At 74.0% G+C, this 19,243-nt stretch carries 13 protein-coding genes; 1 reads left to right on the top strand and 12 read right to left on the bottom strand.

All coding sequences use genetic code 11. From position 1 onward, the window contains the following. The coding region (locus tag BGM09_RS09995) for an ABC transporter substrate-binding protein (protein WP_188281132.1) at positions 1 to 1,841 on the top strand (1,841 nt) is incomplete at its 5' end. Between the two features lie 29 nt (positions 1,842 to 1,870). Here BGM09_RS09995 and cobC read toward each other — a convergent pair. The 12 genes from cobC to BGM09_RS09935 all read right to left on the bottom strand — a co-directional run bounded on the left by cobC (position 1,871) and on the right by BGM09_RS09935 (position 18,991). Beyond that, complete coding sequence (gene cobC / locus BGM09_RS09990; RefSeq protein ID WP_188281131.1) at positions 1,871 to 3,007, bottom strand: Rv2231c family pyridoxal phosphate-dependent protein CobC; 1,137 nt, start codon at positions 3,005 to 3,007, stop codon at positions 1,871 to 1,873. Continuing rightward, positions 2,991 to 3,887: a sirohydrochlorin chelatase gene (locus BGM09_RS09985; RefSeq protein ID WP_188281130.1), complete on the bottom strand. Its 897-nt coding sequence runs from the start codon at positions 3,885 to 3,887 to the stop codon at positions 2,991 to 2,993. Before BGM09_RS09985 ends, cobC begins: the two co-directional genes overlap by 17 nt. Beyond that, a complete protein-coding gene (locus tag BGM09_RS09980; protein WP_188281129.1) occupies positions 3,884 to 4,549 on the bottom strand; it encodes a precorrin-8X methylmutase in 666 nt (221 codons plus the stop codon). The genes BGM09_RS09985 and BGM09_RS09980 overlap by 4 nt, the downstream gene beginning before the upstream one ends. Before the next feature lie 61 nt (positions 4,550 to 4,610). After that, complete coding sequence (gene cobJ, locus BGM09_RS09975; protein ID WP_188281128.1) at positions 4,611 to 6,551, bottom strand: precorrin-3B C(17)-methyltransferase; 1,941 nt, start codon at positions 6,549 to 6,551, stop codon at positions 4,611 to 4,613. Next, positions 6,548 to 7,792, bottom strand: a complete 1,245-nt coding sequence (gene cbiE / locus BGM09_RS09970; protein WP_188281134.1) for a precorrin-6y C5,15-methyltransferase (decarboxylating) subunit CbiE — start codon at positions 7,790 to 7,792, stop codon at positions 6,548 to 6,550. The genes cobJ and cbiE overlap by 4 nt, the downstream gene beginning before the upstream one ends. A gap of 4 nt (positions 7,793 to 7,796) precedes the next feature. After that, complete coding sequence (gene cobM, locus BGM09_RS09965; protein WP_188281127.1) at positions 7,797 to 8,654, bottom strand: precorrin-4 C(11)-methyltransferase; 858 nt, start codon at positions 8,652 to 8,654, stop codon at positions 7,797 to 7,799. Next, positions 8,651 to 9,394: a precorrin-2 C(20)-methyltransferase gene (gene cobI, locus BGM09_RS09960; RefSeq protein ID WP_188281126.1), complete on the bottom strand. Its 744-nt coding sequence runs from the start codon at positions 9,392 to 9,394 to the stop codon at positions 8,651 to 8,653. Before cobI ends, cobM begins: the two co-directional genes overlap by 4 nt. Then, entirely contained in the window at positions 9,391 to 10,875 is a 1,485-nt protein-coding gene (locus BGM09_RS09955) for a cobyrinate a,c-diamide synthase (RefSeq protein WP_188281125.1), read from the bottom strand. The genes cobI and BGM09_RS09955 overlap by 4 nt, the downstream gene beginning before the upstream one ends. After that, a complete protein-coding gene (cobO, locus tag BGM09_RS09950; RefSeq protein WP_188281124.1) occupies positions 10,869 to 11,465 on the bottom strand; it encodes a cob(I)yrinic acid a,c-diamide adenosyltransferase in 597 nt (198 codons plus the stop codon). The genes BGM09_RS09955 and cobO overlap by 7 nt, the downstream gene beginning before the upstream one ends. Then, positions 11,465 to 13,588 carry a putative cobaltochelatase gene (locus BGM09_RS09945; RefSeq protein ID WP_188281123.1) on the bottom strand — a complete coding sequence of 708 codons (2,124 nt, stop codon included), beginning with the start codon at positions 13,586 to 13,588 and terminating at the stop codon, positions 11,465 to 11,467. Before BGM09_RS09945 ends, cobO begins: the two co-directional genes overlap by 1 nt. Before the next feature lie 61 nt (positions 13,589 to 13,649). Continuing rightward, entirely contained in the window at positions 13,650 to 17,327 is a 3,678-nt protein-coding gene (gene cobN, locus BGM09_RS09940) for a cobaltochelatase subunit CobN (RefSeq protein WP_317452622.1), read from the bottom strand. A gap of 146 nt (positions 17,328 to 17,473) precedes the next feature. Further along, entirely contained in the window at positions 17,474 to 18,991 is a 1,518-nt protein-coding gene (locus BGM09_RS09935) for a cobyric acid synthase (protein WP_188281122.1), read from the bottom strand. Between the last annotated feature and the right edge of the window lie 252 nt (positions 18,992 to 19,243).

Here is a 19,243-nt window from a genome sequence, read left to right as displayed (position 1 = left end):
CCGCGGAGCCGCCGCGGGGCGGGGCCGGGCGCCGCCGGTGGATGGCGGGCGCGGCCGGGCTCGCGGTCGCCGCGGTCGCCGTGACCGTGACGCTCACCTTCGCGCCGATCGGCGGCAAGAAGCACGGCGACGACAAGCCCACCGATCAGCCGACCGTGCAGAACGCGGCGCTCCAACTCCACGGCGGGAAAGAGGGTTCCGGCTACAGCGGCGGGCTGAACGGGGTGGTCAGACCCTCGACGGCCACCGGCGGCACGGTGAAACTCATCTCCTCCTACTCCGCGGAGAATCTCCTCGACCCGGCCGCCACCTACGACCAGCCGTCGTGGAATCTCCAGCGTCTGTACCTGCGCAAACTCGTCGACTACGCGCCCGCGCCCGGCGGCGCGGGCCGCAAGGTCGTCCCCGACCTCGCCACCGACACCGGCCAGGTCAGCTCCGACGGCCGCACCTGGACCTTCCGCCTCAAGGACGGCGTCACCTTCGACAACGGAGCGCCGATCACCTCCAAGGACGTCAAGTACGGCATCGAGCGGACCTTCGCCCGCGATGTGTTCTCCGGCGGTCCGACCCACCTCGTGGACCTCCTCGACCAGGGGCAGAACTACCGGGGCCCGTACACCGACAGCGACCCCGGCAAGCTCGGCCTGCGCTCGGTGGCCACACCGGACGACCGCACGATCGTCTTCCGGCTCGCCAAGCCCTACGCGGACTTCCGCTACGTCCTCGCGCTGTCCATCGGCGCGCCCGTCCCGCAGTCCGCCGACACCGGCGGCGGCAAGGACTTCGAGAAGCACCCCGTCGGCAGCGGCCCCTACCGCGTCGCGACCTACACCCCGGGCAAATCGCTGCACATGGTCCGCAACACCCACTGGGACCCCACGACCGACACCGTGCACTCCGCGCTGCCCGAGGCGATCGACCTGAAGATCGTCAGCAGTCAGGACGAGGTGGAGACCGACCTGCTCAACGGCAGCGCCGATCTCGATCTGGCCGGCCAGACGGTCAGCGACCAGACCGAGACCAAGATCCTCAACGACCCGGCGCTGAAGGCCAATACGGACCTCGTCTTCAACGGCACCACCCGTTTCCTCAGCCTCCAGACCACGGTGGCGCCCTTCGACCGGTACGAGTGCCGCTGGGCCGTGCAGTACGCCATCGACAAGGCGCAGGTCCGCGCCGTACTCGGCGGGCAGTACGCCGGCGGCGAGGTCGCCACCACGATGCTGCCGCCGACGACCGACGGTTACAGCACCTCGGCCACGCCCTTCGGCACCAACGCGGGCGTGTCGTTCCCCGACGAGGCACGCAAGTACCTCGGCAAGTGCGGCAAGCCCAACGGCTTCACCGTCACCATGGCCGGGGTCAAGACGTCCTCGCGGGTCGAGGACGCCATGCAGTCCGTCCGCAGCTCCCTCGCCGAAGTCGGCATCACCGTCAAGATGGTGACGCAGGACGCCGGCACCTTCTACGACACGCTGCTGTCGCCCAGCAAGCTCAAGAACGCCAAGTGGGGCATCGTCATGACCGGCTGGGCCGCCGACTGGCCCACCGGCGGCGGCTTCCTGCGCTCACTGATCCAGCCGGGCAGCATCAACAACTACGCGCAGCTCGACGACAGCGAGATCAACAGCCTGGTCACGGAGGCCGACGGCGTCACCGACCCGGCCAAGGCCGCCTCCCTGTGGCAGACCATCGACGCCAAGGTGATGAGCGAGGGCACGCTCGTCCCGCTGGTCTACGTCCAGCACCTCGTCTACCGCGCCCCCCGCCTCACCAACGTCTACGAACAGCCGGTCCTCGGCGGCGTCGACCTCACCGCGCTCGGCGTCAAGCAGTAGGCAGCACGGGCCGGTTGAGCGCCCTGCTCTCAGGCCATGGCCGTGGCCAGGGCGTTCGCGAAGCCGTCCGTCGTACGGCGGTCGCGCACGGCGATCCGTAGCCAGTCGGGTCCGAGGCCGGGGAAGGTGTCGGCGCGCCGTACCGCGTAGCCCATCGCTCGCAGCCGGAGCCGGACGTCGGCCGCGCCGGGCAGGCGCAGCAGGACGAAGGGCCCGGCGGGCGCGTCGCCCGCGACCTCGATCCCGGGGAGTGCGGCCAACCGGTCCAGCAGATAGGCGCGGTCGCCGACCACGGTACGGGCCGCCTCCGCCGCCTCCGCGAGCGCGTCCGGCTCCACGCAGGCAACGGCCGCCGCCAGCGCGGGAGTCGACACCGCCCACAGCGGCTGCGCGCTCTCCAGCGCGGCGACCGTGTCCGCGCCGCCGAGCACGTAACCGATCCGCAGCCCGGCCAGGCCCCAGGTCTTGGTCAGGCTGCGCAGGACGACGAGCCCCGGCACGTCCCGGCACCCGGCCAGTGACTCGCTCTCGCCCGGCACCGCGTCCATGAACGCCTCGTCCACCACCAGCGTGCGCCCCGGGCGGGCCAACTCCCGTATCAACGCGGCCGGATGGAGGACGGACGTCGGGTTGGTCGGATTGCCGACCACCACCAGATCCGCCTGCGGCGGCACGGCCGCCGGGTCGAGCCGGAAGCCGTCGGACGCGGCCAGCAGAATCCGCCGCACCTCGTGCCCGGCCGCCCGCAGCGCCGCCTCCGGCTCGGTGAACTGCGGGTGCACCACGACGGTGTGACGTGGTGTCAGCGCCCGCGCGAGCAGCACGAACGCCTCCGCCGCGCCCGCCGTCAGCAGCACCTCGGCGTCCGGCCGTCCGTGCCGTTCGGCCACCGCGTGCCGCGCCGCCCGGCCGTCCGGATATCCGGCGAGGCCGGTCAGCGACCGCGCGACGCGCTCGCGCAGCCAGGGCGGGGGAGTGTTCGCGCGGACGTTGACCGCGAGGTCGATCAGGCCGTCGCCGACCTCGGCGTCACCGTGATGCCGCAGGTCGTAGCCGTCGGTGGCGTCTTCGACGCGGTAGGCGTCGCGGGCGTCGCGGCCGTACGGGTCCGGGCCGCCGCCCGCCGCCGGGTCCGGCACGCGGTCGCGGTCAGTGGGTGTGCGCATGGTGGCCGCTTCCGTGACTGTGCGACGGGTCGTCGGGGTGGTGGTGCGGCTGCTGCGGCAGCCCGACACGGTCCTCGAAGCCGGGCAGCTTGACCCGGTACACGCACGAGTCGCAGTTCATCCGCAGGTCGCCCCGTACCGTCTCCCGGTAGCGCTCCATCACCAGCTCCGCCAACTCCGGCTCGGGGCCGATCACTTCGGCGCAGCGCAGCTCCACGTCCGGCGCCTCCCGCGCCCACTCGCCGGCCTGGTCCCGGACCCGGTCCGGCAGCACACCGGTGAACAGGAAGTACGGCAGTACGACGACGCGGCGCGCGCCCAGCTTGCGGCAGCGGTCGAGACCGGCCCGCACCGACGGCTCGGCCAGCGACACGAAGGCCGTCTCCACCCCCGCGTAACCGCGGCCCTCCCACAGCAGCCGCGCCGTCTTGAACACCTCGGCGTTGGCGTCCGGATCCGTCGAACCCCGGCCCACCAGCAGGACCGTGGTCTCCGCGCGGTCGGCGCCCGCCAGCGCCTCGTCCACGCGCCGCTCCAGCACCGTCAGCAGATTCGGATGCGGCCCGAGCGGGCGCCCGTACGCGAACGACGTCCCCGGATGGCGCCGCTCCTCACGGGCCAGCGCCGCCGGTATGTCGCCCTTGGCGTGCCCGGCCGACACCAGCACCAGCGGGACCGCGGCGAAGTCGCGTACGCCCGCGCCGACCAGCTCCGCCACCGAGTCCGCCAGCGGCGGCGGCGACAGCTCGATGAAGCCGCCGCCGACCGCCAACTCCGGACTGGCCGCGCCCAGTTGTGCCACGAACGAGCGGAAGGCAGCCGCGCCGGCCGCGTCACGCGTGCCGTGGCCGACGAGCAGAAGGGCAGGGGGGTGGGTCACTGGTCGTTCTCCTTGAAGGGACGGTCGGTGAGGGGATCTTCGGTGACGGGATGGTCCGCGAGGGGCTGTTCCGCGAGGGGATATTTCGCGAGGGGATATTCCGTGTACAACAGGGCGTTGAGCGCCGCGGCGGCCACCGCGGAGCCGCCCTTCTCCGAGACGTTGCTGACCGCGGGCAGCCCCGACGCCCGCAGCCGTGCCTTGCTCTCCGCCGCGCCGACGAAGCCGACCGGCAGCCCGATCACCAACGCGGGCGCCGCGTCCAGGTTCAGCAACTCCTCCAGCGCCGTGGGCGCGCAACCGACCACCCACACCGCGCCCGGCCCGACCTCCGCGTACGCCAGCCGTATCGCGTGCGCGCTGCGCGTCAGTCCCGGCCCGGACACCGCGTCCGTGAGCCGGCACACCGACGACCGTGCCGTGATCCCGGACGCGACCATCTCCACGTCCGCCACGATCGGCGCCCCCGCGTGCAACGCGGCGTGCGCGTCCCGGAGTTCCGACTCCTCGCACACCAGATCCTTCGCGTACCCGAGGTCCGCGCTCGAATGGATCACCCGCTCCACGACGGCCCGTCGCAGCGGCGTCATCCCTGAGGTGTCGAGCCGGGACCGCAGGATGCGGAAGGACTCCTGCTCGATGGGGTGGACCGTACGGTTCACGCGGTTTCTCCTCCGGAGGGGGCGGCGGGCAGGGCTTGTGGGAACGGGTGACGGGGCGCCGTCATGACTGCCAGCGGTAGCCGCGGGGGGTCACCATGCGGCCGGAGACGATACGGCTGGCGGTGTTGCCGACGGTCACGACCGTCACCATGTCGACCGTGCCGACGTCGAGGCCGGCGAGCGTCGTGACCTCGACGCGCTCGTCCGGGCGGGACGCCGCGTGGACGACGCCGACCGGGGTCAGCGGGGTGCGGTGCTCGGCCAGGACGGACAGCGCCTTGGGCAACTGCCAGGCGCGCCCGCGGCTGCGGGGGTTGTAGAAGGTCACGACCAGGTCGGACTCGGCGGCGGCCCGCACCCGCCGTTCGATCACGTCCCAGGGTGTGTGCAGGTCGGACAGGCTGATCGAGACGTGGTCGTGGCCGAGCGGCGCGCCCAGCAGCGCGGCTGCCGCCAGGGCGGCGGTCACGCCGGGGACGCCGATGACGTCGATGTCGTCGGCCGCCTCCGCCAGCGCGGGGGAGGCCATCGCGTAGACCCCGGCGTCGCCGCTCCCGATCAGCGCGACAGCGTGCCCGGCGCGGGCCTCGGCGACGGCGGTGCGGGCCCGTTCCTCCTCCGCGCCGAGCCCCGATTCCAGCACGCGGGTGCCGGGCAGCAGCAGGTCGCGGATCTGGTCGACGTACTGGTCGAGGCCGACGATCACGGACGCGCGGCGCAGTTCCGCCACGGCGCGCGGTGTCACCAGGTCGCGGGCGCCGGGGCCCAGGCCCACCACGGCCAGCCGTCCGCGCGGTCGGCGCCGCGCGACGGCGGCTGTCGCCATCGCCGACTTCCGCTTCTCCACGACCAGTTGGCCGCCGTCAGCGGCGGCCAGGATCGCCGCCGCCTCCGCCACGGACGGTGTGCCGACCGCCGCGAGCGGTGCCGCCGACGGATTCGGCACGGCCGTCCCCGCCAGGTCCGCTGCCGCGTACGTCACCAACGGCACCCCGAACTCCGCCGCGGCGGCCACGATCCCCTCCTCCCCGGCCTTCGCGTCCACCGTCGCCAGGGCGCTCACGCTCTTCTCCGCCAGCCCCGCCTCCGCCAGCGTGCTCCGCACCAGCCCGACCACTTCCGCCCGCCCGACCCCCCGGCTCCCCCCCACCCCCACCACCAACGACGGCGGCCTCACGAACACCGTGACGGTGCCCTGCGCTTCCCGAATCACCCGATCCGTCACCCACACCGCATACCCGCCCAGCACCTGCGGTGCGGCTCCCGCCACGCCCGTGGCTCGACTGCCTTCGGATGCACCCGCCGCGTCCGGCGGACGCGGGATGGCGGTGTTCGGCGGTGCCGTGCGCGGCTGGTGCGGGGCCTGGGCCTGGGGCTCGGCGTGGCGCGTGGACGGCTGCTCCTGCCCGATCGGCGCCTGCCCGGCCAAGGGCTGCGGGTCTTCGGGGGATGACGGTTCCCCCGAATCCGCCGCGGCGGGGGGCGGTGGGGTGGAGACCACCGTCAGGGGAAAGGCGGGGAGGGGCCAGGTCTGGTCGGTGTGGAGGCGGACGGGGGCGCCGTCGAGGAGGGCGCGGGTGAGGGGGGCCAGGGGCCCGTCCGTGGGGTAGGGGAGGGCGTCGAGGGCGGGGGTGCCGACGGAGTCGGTCGCGGTGGTGATCACGGGGGCGGACCCGAGGACGCGGGAGACGGCGGCGGCCAGGTCGTTGGCCCCGCCGCCGTGCCCGCCGAGGAGGGCGACGGCGTGGCGGTGGGCCTCGTCGACGGTGACGACACCGGGATCCTCGGCCTTGCCGCGCAGCAGCGGGGCGAGGAGCCGCACGGCGGCGCCGGTCGCGAGGAAGAGGACGAGCTGGTCGCACTCGGCGAAGGCCGTCGCCACGACGGACCGCAGCGGACGGTCCGCGCCGTCGCCGTACAGCACCGTCCTGCCGGGCCACGCGGCGGCGAGCCGCTCGCATCCGGTGCGCCCCGCCGCGGTGGCGTGGATGAGGCCGATCACGAGAGCTCTCCTTCATGGGGTGCGGGGCGCCGGGCCCACAGCACGAACACGGGATTCGTCGCGGCCAGCCGCGCCACCTCCCCGGGCAGCGGCGCGAGCCGCGACGACTGGAGCAGGACACCGTCCGGCACCAGCCCGGCGGCCCGCAGGGCACCGCGGACCTCCGCCACGCGGTCCACGGCGGCGAGCGTCACCACGACGGCCCGCCGTGCCCGCCGTGCGCACGCCGTGACGATCGCGGCCAGCTCCCGCCCGCCGCCGCCGACGAAGACGGCGTCGGGATCGGGCAGCCCGTCCAGCGCGGCGGGCGCGTCCCCGTGCACGACCTGCACGTCCACGCCGTGCGCGGCGGCGTTCGCCCGTATCCGCTCGACGCCGTCGGCCGTCTTCTCCACGGCGACCACGGCGGCGCCGAACCGCGCGCACTCCACGGCCACGGAGCCGGACCCGGCCCCGACGTCCCACACCAGGTCCCCGGTGCGCGGCCCGAGCCGGGCCAGGGCCAGGGCCCGTACCTCGAACTTGCTGACCATGGAGTCGCGGTGCGCGAACTCCTCCTCGGGCAGCGCCCATTGGGCGGGTGCGGGCGGCGGCCCCGCGACCGTACGGGAGACGTCGGCCCGTTCGTCGAAGGAGTCCGCCGCCAGGCACAGCACCACCGCGACCCCGTCCCCCGACCAGTCCCGTACGGCGGCCTGCGCGGGCGAGACCCGCTCGACGCGCTCGGCGTCCGTACCGAGCGCGGAGGCGACAACGAGGGTACGGACCAGGCCGGTACGGGCCAGCGCCGCGCCCAACTCGGCCGGTCCCGCGCCGGGTCCTGTCAGTACGGCCGTCTTGGGGTGCGCCCGGCACACATGGACGGCGGTCCGCGGATCGCGTCCGTGCGCGCTGACCACCACCGCGTCGTCCCAGCGCAGCCCGAGCCGGGCGAAGGCCACCGCGACGGACGGGGACGACGGGCGTACGTCGAGCGCCGCCGCACCGAACCGCGCGCCCAACGCCCGTACGATCCCGAAGAATCCGGGATCGCCCGAGGCGAGCACGACCACGCGTGCGCCGGGCGCGGCCACGTACTCCGCGATCGTGTCGAGCGCGGGTGCGAGCGGCCCGAGCGCCACGCGCCGTGCCCCGGCGGGCAGTTGGACCGCGTCGAGGTGCCGGGCGGCGCCGACGACGAGGTCGGCGCCGCCGACGTCGGGCACCGGCCCGCCCGTACCCACGCCGAGGACGGTGATCACGCCGTCACCCATGGGACTCGTCCCCGGCCGCGCGGGACTCCCGCAGGGCGCGCCGCGCCACCGGATCGGCCCGCCGGAAACCGTGGAAGTGCCCGGGGTGATAGAGGTGCGAGCGCGTCCCGGAGGCGGCGAGCGCGGGTCCGACCAGGAACAGCGTGTGCTTCCAGAGCTTGTGCTCCTTGACGGTGGCCTCCATCGTGCCGACCGTGCAGCGCAGCAACAGCTCCTCGGGCCAGGTGACCTGATGGGCGATCAGCACCGGGGTGTCGGTGACGTAGCCGCCCTCCAGCAGTTCGGCGGCGAGCTGCCCGGACCGCGCCGCGGACAGGAACACCGCCATCGTCGTACCGTGCCGGGCGAATTCCCTGACCTCCTCGCCCGGCGGCATCGGCGTCTTGCCGCCGCCCAGCCGGGTCAGGATCACCGACTGCGCGACCTCGGGAATCGTCAACTCCCGCCCGGCCAGGGCCGCGACGGCCGAGAACGACGACACCCCCGGCACGATCTCCACCTCGATGCCGAGCCCCGCGCAGCGGTCCACCTGCTCCTGCGTGCCGCCCCACAGCGCCGGATCGCCCGAGTGGATCCTTGCCACCCGCAGGCCCTCGCGCAGCGCCCGCTCGTACACCGCGACCACGTCCTCCAGCGACATCGCCGCCGAGTCCAGGATCTCCGCGCCCTCGCGGGCGTGCGTCAGCACCTCCGCCTGCACCAGGCTCGCCGCCCAGATGACGACGTCCGCCTCCGCGATGGCCCGCGCCGCCCGGAACGTCAGCAGATCCGCCGCGCCGGGGCCCGCGCCGACGATCGTCACCTTCGCGCCCGCCTCCGCGCCCGCCCCCGAACCCGTCGCCCCGCTCACAGCTTCCCTCCCCGGCCGCCGTCGCGCCGCGCGGGCGCGATCAGCGTCGACAGATACGGCAGCGCGCCGTCCCGCAGCTCCTCCGCCAACTCCTTGGCGGGCCTGATCGATTCACCGGGCAGCCCCAGCGAACTGCCCCACACCGCGCCCTCGGTCCTGCCGGTCTCCCGCAGCGCCGCCGCCACCTCGCCCGCCAGCCGCCCGAATTTGTACGCCACCACCGTGCCGGGCCCCTCCAGCGCCTCCCGCAGCACCGCGGTCCCCGCCGTCACCGGCACCAGCGTCAACGGCTCGGTCCCCTCGGTCAGTACGGCTCCGCTGCGCGCCGCCAGCTCCTGCATCGCCGTGATGCCCGGCACCGTTTCGATCCGCACCCCGGCCACCGACTCGGTGACCGTCTGCGCCAGATACGTGAACGTCGAGTACACATTCGGGTCGCCGATCGTCGCGAAGGCCACCGTCCCGTGCTCCCGCAGCAGTTCGGCCACCCGCGCGCCCGCCGCGTCCCACGCCGCCTCCCGCCGCGCCCGGTCGGTCCGCTCGTTCAGCGCGAACACCACCCGGACGATCCGCGCCGCGTCCACGTAGTGCAGTACGGTCGCCTCCGCCCGTCCCCGCTCGCCCGTGTCGAGTACCGGTACGACGACCACGGCCGCCGCCCGCAGCGCGTTCACTCCCTTGACGGTCACCAGCTCCGGGTCGCCGGGGCCCACCCCGACTCCGGTCAGCAGCGCGGTCATTCGGCACACCTCTCTACGAAGCGCCGCGCCATCGACGGCTCGGCGGCCCAGTGCACATGCAGATACGAGGCATGCACGTTCTTCTCCACGAAGCCGTCGACCCTGCGGGCCGCTTCTCCCGTGAAACCCCAGGCCGGGGCCGGGCCCGCGCCCGGCTCCACGCGGGTCCTGTGGAATTCGTGGCCCCGCAGGCGGGTGCCGGCCGCCGCCAGCACGCTGTCGCCCAGCGCGACGGCCTCGCGGTAGCCCAGCGTCAGGCGGTCGGTCATCGTGGCCGTGGCGTTGAGCACCCCGCACATCGGGGCGCCGTCCAACTCCCTTGTCAGGTAGAGGAGTCCGGCGCACTCCGCCGCGATCGGGCCGTCGAAGGCGGCGACCGCCTCGCGCAGCCGTTCGTTCGCCGACAGTTCGGCGGCGTGCATCTCGGGGAAGCCGCCGCCGAGCACCACACCGCGCGTGCCCTCCGGCAACTCCTCGTCCCGCAGCGGGTCGAACGCCACCACCTCCGCCCCCGCCGCCCGCAGCAGCTCCGCCTGCTCCTCGTACCCGAAGGTGAACGCCGCGCCGCCCGCGACAGCCACCACCACGCGCCTCCCCGAAACCGCGGGCAAGCCCCCGGCCTCCCTGTCCTCAATCGCCGGGCGTGAGGAAACGATCAGCCCCTCCGGCGTCTGAGGAGCGGGGTCCGGGGCGGAGCCACGGTTTCGGGGAGGGGCGGGGCTGGGGAAAGCGCCGCCGCAGGCCGCCAGCTCGGACAGCGGGTCCCAGGCGGTGCCTGGCAGGTCCGGGGCGCTGCGCGCCAGGGCCAGAAGAGCGGGCAGGTCGCACCCGGCACGCACACGCGAGGCAAGGTCACGGACCCACCCAAGAGCGTCGTCCCGCCGCTCGGCGACAGGAATGAGCCCGAGGTGCCGGGACGGCACATGGAGCAGCGGGGCGCGCCGCAGCACACCGAGCACGGGCACCCCCGACTCGTCGAGCGCGGCCCGCAAAAGGGCCTCGTGCCGGTCGGAAGCGACGTGATTGAGAATGACCCCGCCGATCCGCACCTCGGGATCCCAGGAGGCGAAGCCATGGACGAGCGCGGCGACGGACCGCGACTGCGCCGACGCGTCGACGACAAGCACCACCGGCGCCCGCAGAATCTTGGCGACCTGCGCGGTGGAGCCCAGCTCACCGCGCCCCGCGGCCCCGTCGAAAAGCCCCATGACGCCCTCGACGACGGCGAGTTCGCACCCGGCGGCGCCGTGCGCGAAGAGCGGGACGACGCGGTCGGGCCCGCACAGAAAGGGGTCGAGGTTGCGACCCGGCCGCCCGGCCGCGAGGCAGTGGTAGCCGGGATCGATGTAGTCGGGCCCGACCTTGTGCGGGGAGACGGCGAGCCCGGCCTCGGCGAAGGCGGCCAACAGCCCGGTGGCGACGGTGGTCTTGCCGCTGCCGGAGGCGGGCGCGGCCACCACGAGGCGGGGGACGTTCACCACTCGATGCCCCTCTGCCCCTTCTGCCCGGCGTCCATGGGGTGCTTGACCTTGGACATGTCGGTGACGAGGTCGGCGGCGTCGACCAGCGCGGGCGGCGCGTTGCGGCCGGTGATGACGACGTGCTGGGTGCCGGGCCGGTCGCGGAGCACGGCGACGACCTCGTCGGTGTCGACCCACCCCCAGTGCATCGGGTACGCGAACTCGTCCAGCACGTAGAGCCGGTAGGTCTCGGCGGCCAGATCCCGCTTGACCTGCTCCCACCCCTCGCGTGCGGCGTCCTCGCTGGACTCCATGGACCGCTGCACCCAGGACCAGCCCTCGCCCATCTTGTGCCAGGCGACGGTCCCGCCCTCGCCGGAGTCGCCGAGCACGCGCAGCGCCCGTTCCTCGCCGACCTTCCACTTGGCGGACTTGACGAATTGGAACACCCCGACCGGCCAGCCCTGGTTCCAGGCGCGCAGCGCGAGACCGAAGGCGGCGGTCGACTTCCCCTTGCCGACACCGGTGTGCACGATCGTCAGCGGCCGGTTCCTGCGCTGACGGGTCGTCAAACCGTCGTCCGGTACGGCACTCGGCTGCCCCTGTGGCACTACGCGGCCCTCCGTACGTCCTTCACGAGCGCGGACACCGTGTCGGCGCGCAGTTCCTCCAGCGTCACCGCGACGCCGCCCAACTCCTGTGCCAGCGCGCCCGCGAGGCCGAGCCGGACCGGGCCCGACTCGCAGTCCACGACCACCGAGGCGGTGCCCTCCGCGGCCAGCAGCCGGGCCGCCCGCGCGGCGAGCGCCATCGGTTCCAGACCGCTCTTGACCGTGCTGCCCGCCGCCGCCCGGCTGCCGGTCGCCCGGCCGTCCGTCACCACGATCAGCAGCGGGCGCCGCGTGGCGTCCCGCAGCCGCTCCACGCGCAGCACCTCACGCGCCTTGAGTAGCCCGGCGGCCAGCGGCGTACGCCCACCGGTCGGCAGCTTCTCCAGCCGGGCCGCGCCCGCCTCGACCGACGACGTCGGCGGCAGCACGAGGTCGGCGTCCGCGCCGCGGAAGGTGACCAGACCGACCTTGTCGCGCCGCTGGTACGCGTCCAGCAGCAGCGACAGCACCGCGCCCTTGACCGCGGTCATCCGCTCCCGCGCCGCCATCGAGCCTGACGCGTCCACCACGAACAGCACGAGATTGCCCTCGCGGCCCTCCCTGACCGCCTGCCGCAGATCGTCCCGGCGGATCACGAGCCCCGCGCCCGACCGGCCGCGCGCCCGCTGGTACGGGGCCGCCGCCTGCACGGTGGCCGCCAGATGCAGCTTGGTCAGCGAGCCGCGGGGCCGCCTGGCGGACGTCGTCCTGCCGTGCGCCGTACGGGCCCTGGACCTGCGCCCGGCCGCGCCCTCGCCGATCCCCGGCACATCGAAGTGCCGCGTCCTGTACGGGTCCCCGGCGCCGACCGCCGAGCGCTCGCCCTTGGGCCCCGAGCCGTCGCCCGCACTGTCGCCCGCCGCCGCGCCCGCGGCGGGGGAGTCCTGGCCCGCGGGCGCGTCCTGCCCGGCGCCGGGCTGTTCCCGCGAGCCGCCCCGCGGGCCGCCCTCCGGCTCCGGAGGCTCGGAAGGCCCGCCGCCGGGGCCGTCCGGATCGGTGTCCGGGTCAGTATCCGGGTCGTCGTCCCCCTCGCCGTCCCGCCCCTCGCCCCGCTCTCCCTCTCCCTCGCCGGCCCCGCGCTCCCGCTCCAGCGTCTCGTCCAGCTTGTCCTCGTCGAGACCGGGCGCGTCAAAGGGGTTGCGACGCCGCCGGTGGGGCAGCGCCAACAGGGCGGCCTGCCGTACGTCCTCGGCGAGTACGACCGTGCGGTCCGCCCACGCGGCAAGCGCCGTCGCCGTACGCGCCATGACGATGTCCGCGCGCATCCCGTCCACCTCGAACGCCGCGCACGTCGCCGCGATCTGCCGCAGCGCGCCGTCGCCCAGGCGCACCGACGGCAGCAACCGCCGTGCGGCGGCTATCCGTTCACGCACCGCCTGCTCGTCGGCCGCCCAACGCGCCCCGAAACCGGCCGGATCCGCGTCGTACGCCAGCCGCCGCCGGACCACCTCGACGCGCTCGTCGGTCTCCCGCGAGGCCGCGACCTCGACCGTCAGACCGAAGCGGTCGAGCAACTGCGGCCGCAGCTCGCCCTCTTCCGGGTTCATCGTGCCGACCAGCAGGAAGCGGGCCGCGTGCCGGACGGAGACGCCTTCGCGCTCCACATAGCTCGCGCCCATCGCCGCCGCGTCCAGCAGCAGGTCCACCAGGTGGTCGTGGAGCAGATTCACCTCGTCCACGTACAGCACACCGCGGTGCGCCGCCGCCAACAGGCCCGGCTCGTACGCCTTCACGCCCTCCGACAGGGCGCGCTCGATGTCCAGCGCGCCCACCAGGCGGTCCTCGCTCGCGCCGACCGGCAGCTCAACCACCCGCGCCGCGCGGGCCGTTCCCCCGCCCGCCTCGTGCGGGCCGTCCGGGCACTCCCCGTCCGGGGCAGCCGGGTCGCAGGAGAACCTGCACCCCTGCACCACCGGCACGTCCGGCAGCAGCGTCGACAGCGCCCGCACCGCCGTGCTCTTCGCGGTGCCCTTCTCCCCCCTGACCAGCACTCCGCCCACCGCCGGACTCACGGCGTTCAACAGCAGCGCCAGCCGCAGGTCTTCCTGCCCCACCAGGGCCGTGAACGGATACGGCGTACTCACGCTGCCTCCATGTACGTAAGGGTCCGCCGGCGGCGGGCTCTCTCCCCTACCCCGCCCGGGGTCACGCGTCGCCCTCCAGGTCGCCCTCGAGGTCGAGATAGGTGGAGCGCAGCCGGTCCAGGGTCTCGGGGTCGGGGGCGGACCACAGCCCCCGCTCGGCCGCTTCGAGCAGTCGCTCGGAAATCCCCCGCAGGGCCCAGGGATTGGACTTCCGCATGAATTCCTGGTTCTCCGGATCGAAGACGTACTCGGTGGCGAGCTTCTCGTACATCCAGTCGTCCACGACCCCCGCCGTGGCGTCGTACCCGAAGAGATAGTCGACGGTCGCCGCCATCTCGAAAGCCCCCTTGTACCCGTGCCGCCGCATCGCGGCCATCCAGCGGGGATTGACGACCCGCGCCCGGAAGACCCGGTGCGTCTCCTCACCGAGGGTCCGGGTGCGGACCTGGTCGGTGAGGGCGGAGTCGCCGACGTACGCCTGCGGGGAGGCGCCTGCGAGATGCCGGACCATGGCGACCATGCCCCCGTGGTACTGGAAGTAGTCGTCGGCGTCGACAAGGTCGTGCTCACGGGTGTCGACGTTCTTGGCGGCGACCTGGATACGGCGGAAGGCGGCCTCCATGTCCCCGCGGGCGGCCCGCCCGTCGAGGCCGCGGCCGTAGGCGTAACCGCCCCAGACGGCGTAGACCTCGGCGAGGTCGGCGTCCGAGCGCCAGTTGCGGGCGTCGATCAGCGGCAGCAGCCCGGCCCCGTAGGCGCCGGGCTTGGAGCCGAAGACGCGGGCGGTGGCGCGCCGCCGGTCCCCGTGCTCCGCGAAGTCCTCGTCGGCGTGGGCGCGTACGTAGTTGACGTCGGCGGGCTCGTCCAACTCCGCGACGGCCCGCACCGCGTCGTCCACGAGGGCGACGACGTGCGGAAAGGCGTCGCGGAAGAAGCCGGAGATGCGGACGGTGACGTCGATCCGGGGCCGGCCCAACTCCTCGGGGCCGACGACCTCGAAGCCGGTGACCCGGCGGGACGCGTCGTCCCACAGCGGACGGCAGCCGAGCAGCGCCAGGATCTCGGCGATGTCGTCGCCCTGGGTGCGCATGCACGAGGTGCCCCACACGGTGAGGCCCACGGACCGCGGATACGCGCCGGTGTCGGCGAGGTGCCGGGCCAGCAGCGAGTCGGCGAGCGCCGTGCCGACGTCCCAAGCGAGCCTGGACGGAATGGCCTTGGGGTCGACGGAGTAGAAATTGCGGCCGGTCGGCAGGACGTTGACCAGGCCGCGGGTCGGCGATCCGGAGGGCCCGGCCGGTACGTAACCGCCGCGCAGCGCCCGCAGGATGTGGTCGATCTCGTCGGTCGTACGAGCCAGCCGCGGCACGACCTCACGGGCGGCGAATTCCAACACCCTTACCGCGTCCGGCACTTCGTGGTCGCCCAGCGCCTGTGCGACCACCCCGGCGGCTGCGTCGCGGTGCCAGTCGGCGGCCTCCATCGCCTCCGCGAGCCGTCGGGCGAGCTGCTCCAGCAGGTCGACGGCGTCGGAGGCGGTCCGCGCGGGGCCGGCGGCGAGCGAGGTGAGCGCGGCCGGCAGCTCCACGCGGGCGCCGGGTTCGGCGAGCAGCGTCTTCTCGACCAGGCCGAAGGAGAGCGCGAGCGCGGCCCGCAGCCCCGGCAGCGCGCCGCCGACCCCGCCCCACACCTGCGCCGAGCGCAGCACGGCGAGGACCAGATTGGTCCTGGCCTCGCCGACCGGGCCGCCGCCCAGGATGTGCAGACCGTCCCTGATCTGCACGTCCTTGATCTCGCAGAGCCAGCCGTCGACATGCAGCACGAAGTCGTTGAAGTCGTCCTCCTCCGGCTGCTCGTCCACATGCAGGTCGTGGTGGAGTTCGGCGGCGCGCACCAGCGTCCAGATCTGGCTGCGGATCGCCGGGGACTTGGCCGGGTCGAGATCGTTCACCAGGGCGTACTCGTCGAGGAGTTGCTCCAGCTTCGCCAGGTCGCCGTACGTGTCGGCGCGGGCCATCGGCGGCACGAGGTGGTCCACGACGGTGGCGTGGCCGCGCCGCTTGGCCTGGGTGCCCTCGCCGGGGTCGTTGACGATGAAGGGGTAGACCAGGGGGAGTTCGCCGAGGACCGCGTCCGGCGCGCAGCCCGCCGACAGCCCGAGGCCCTTGCCGGGCAGCCACTCCATCGTGCCGTGCTTGCCCAGGTGCACGATCGCGTCGGCGCCGAAACCGCCCTCTGCGGGCGGATTCTCCAGCCAGCGGTACGCGGCCAGGTAGTGGTGCGACGGCGGCATGTCGGGGTCGTGGTAGATCGCGATCGGGTTCTCGCCGAAGCCGCGCGGCGGCTGGATCATGATGACGACATTGCCGAACCGCAAGGACGCCAGCACGATGTCGGTGCCGTCGAGATAGAGCGAGCCGGGCGGCTCCCCCCAGTGCTCGACGATGCCCGCCCGCAGGTCGGCGTCGAGCGTCGCGAACCACTTCTCGTAGTCGGCCAGCGGCACGCGCGCGGGCGCCGCCGAGAGCTGATCCTCCGTCAGCCACTCCACATCGTGACCGCCCGCCGCGATCAGCCGGTGAATCAACTCGTCGCCGCCGGACGGGTATTCACCGGTCACGTAGCCCGCATCGCGCAGCGCGTCCAGCAGCCGTACGGCGGAGGCGGGGGTGTCGAGACCGACCGCGTTGCCGACCCGGGAGTGCTTGGTCGGGTAGGCGGTGAAGACCAGCGCGAGCCGCTTGTCGGCGTTCGCCTTGTACTTCAGCGCCGCGTGCCTGACCGCGATGCCGGCGACCCGCGCCGCCCGCTCCGGATCGGCCGCGTAGACCGGCACATCGCCCTCGCCGGTCTCCTTGAACGAGAACGGCACGGTGATCAGCCGCCCGTCGAATTCGGGGATCGCCACCTGCATCGCCGCGTCCATCGGCGTCAGCGCCGCGTCCGACGCCAGCCACGTCTCGCGCGACGAGGTCAGGCAGAGCCCCTGGAGCACCGGCACGTCCAACTCCGCCAACGCGCCGATGTCCCACGCCTCGTCGTCCCCGCCCGCCGTCGCCTCGGACGCGACGGTGCCACCTGCTGCCAGCACGGTCGCCACGATCGCGTCGGCCCGCCCGAGCAGCGCGTACAGCCCCTCGTCGGCGCTCCTGAGCGAACCGCAGTACACCGGGAGGGCGTTGGCGCCCTTCGCCTCGACCGCCTCGCACAGCGTGTCCACGAACGCGGTGTTCCCCGACAGTTCGTGCGCCCGGTAGAAGAGGACGGCGACGGTCGGACGCGTCTCGTCGTACGCGTACCCGCCGTGCACGCCGTACTCGGGCATCCGGCGCGGCGCCTCGAAGCCCTCGCCGCTCATCAGCACCGTGTCGGACAGGAAGCGGGCCAGCTCCGTCAGATTCTCCGGGCCGCCCTCGACCAGATAGCGCAGCGCCTGCGCGACGACACCGGCGGGGACCGACGACAGCGCCATCAGTTCCGCGTCCGGCACCGACTCACCGCCCAGCAGCACCGTCGGCACCCCGGAGGCCGCGAGCGCCGCGAGCCCCTCCTCCCAGACCCGTCGGCCGCCGAGCAGCCGGACCACCGCGATGTCCACGCCGTCCAGCAGCGCGGGCAGTTCGGCCGCCGGATCGACGCGGGAGGGGTTGCCGATCCGGTAGGAGACGGCGGACGAGTCGGCGGCGCGGGCCGCCAACAGGTCGGTGTCGGCGGTGGACAGCAGCAGAACGGTGCTCACGTGTGCCCCATCGTCATCGTCACGTCCCGTTCCCCGGCGGGGGAACGGGTGGGTCTGCGGCCGACCGGCGGCCCCGGAGAAGTCCTTACGGCCGTCGCCCCGGCCGTCGTTCCGATCGTCGCCCCGGCCGTCGTTCGTGCCGTCGTTCACGGCGCGCCCGGCGGCACGAACGGCAGGTCGGGCGGCGGCCCCTGCTCGATCAGCCGCAGCAGCGCACCGGTGTCCGCGTGCTCCTCGACCAGATCGCCCAGCCGGTCCAACTGCTCCTCGCGCAGCGCCCCGAAAGACGTGTCGGGCGCCGGTACGAAGCGCCGCCCGGCCGCGGCGGCCACCCGGCGCAGGAACGCCCGCCGGAAACCGTCGCTCTCCAACGAGCCGTGCCAGTGCGTGCCCCACACCGCGCCGACCCGGCAGCCGTCGAGGAACTCCTCGTCACCGCCCAGGACTTCGGCCACCCCGTGGTGGATCTCGTAGCCCTCGACGCGCTCCCCGTACGCCGTCCCGACCGGCCTGGCCAGCGTCTTCGCGGCGGCGAAGCGCACCCGGACCGGCAGCAGGCCGAGACCGGGGACGGAGCCCGCCCGGGACTCGACGTCGTCCTCGATGCGGTCGGCCAGCATCTGGAAACCGCCGCAGACGCCCAGCACCGGACGCCCCTCGGCGGCCCGCCGTACGACGGCGTCCGCCAGGCCGCGCTCACGCAGCCACTCCAGCGCCCGCACGGTGCCGCGCGTGCCCGGCAGCACCACGAGGTCGGCGTCCGCCAACTCCTCGGCCCGGTCCACGAACCGCACCACCACCCCCGGCTCCGCCGCGAGCGCGTCCACGTCCGTGAAGTTCGACATCAGCGGTACGGCGGCCACCGCGACCCGCAGCGACTCCGCCCCGTGCGGCGGCGTTACCACCGACTCGCGTACGGCGCCGCGCAGCGACACCCTCAGCCCGTCCTCCTCGTCGATGCCCAGGCCGTGGGTGAACGGCAGCACGCCGAGCGTCGGCCGGCCGGTCAGCGTGTGCAGCATGTCAAGGCCCGGCCGGAGCAGCGAGACGTCACCGCGGAATTTGTTGACCAGGTAGCCCGCGACCAGCGCCTGGTCCTCGGGCGCGAGGAGCGCCGTCGTACCGAAGAAGGAGGCGAAGACACCGCCGCGGTCGATGTCGCCGACCACGACCACCGGCAGCCCGGCCGCGCGGGCCACGCCCATGTTCACGATGTCGGTCCTGCGCAGATTGATCTCGGCCGGGCTGCCCGCGCCCTCGCAGATCACCGCGTCGTACCGGCCGCGCAGTTCTTCGAGACAGCCGGTCACCGTGCCCAGCAGATCGGCCTGCCGTCCGCCGTGGTAGCCGCGCGCGCTCAGTTCGCCAACGGCCTTGCCCAGCACCACGACCTGGCTGCTGCGGTCGCTCCCCGGCTTGAGCAGTACCGGATTCATCAGCGCCGACGGCTCCACGCGGGCGGCCTGCGCCTGCATCGCCTGCGCCCGGCCGATCTCGGCGCCCTCCCGCGTGACGAACGAGTTCAGCGACATGTTCTGGCCCTTGAAGGGGGCCACGCGTATGCCCTGCCGCACCAGCCACCGGCAGATCCCCGCCGTCACCACGGACTTGCCCGCGTCCGAGGTCGTCCCGGCGACCAACAGGCCGCCCCCGAGGGCCGTCACGAGGTCCCTCCGGCGCCGGACAGGGACCGCGTGCGGCGCGACACCGCCGGACTCCACCCTCGTGCGTCCCGTCCCCGCGGCGGAAGTACCCGTACGCCGACGGCACTTCCCCGCAGCGCGCTCGGCCCCGAAAGCCGTTCCCACGACCGGCCCCGGCCCGCCGCGGAGCCGCCCCGTACCGCCGCCGTCGCAACGGACAGCGCCGCGGCGGCGGCCGAGACCCGCCGCGACAGCCGGACGGCCCGCGCGATG

Source organism: Streptomyces sp. CBMA29 (genome assembly GCF_014596445.1).
In the GTDB taxonomy this organism is placed as follows: Bacteria; Actinomycetota; Actinomycetes; order Streptomycetales; family Streptomycetaceae; genus Actinacidiphila.
This window is presented reverse-complemented; position numbering and strand designations above follow the sequence as displayed.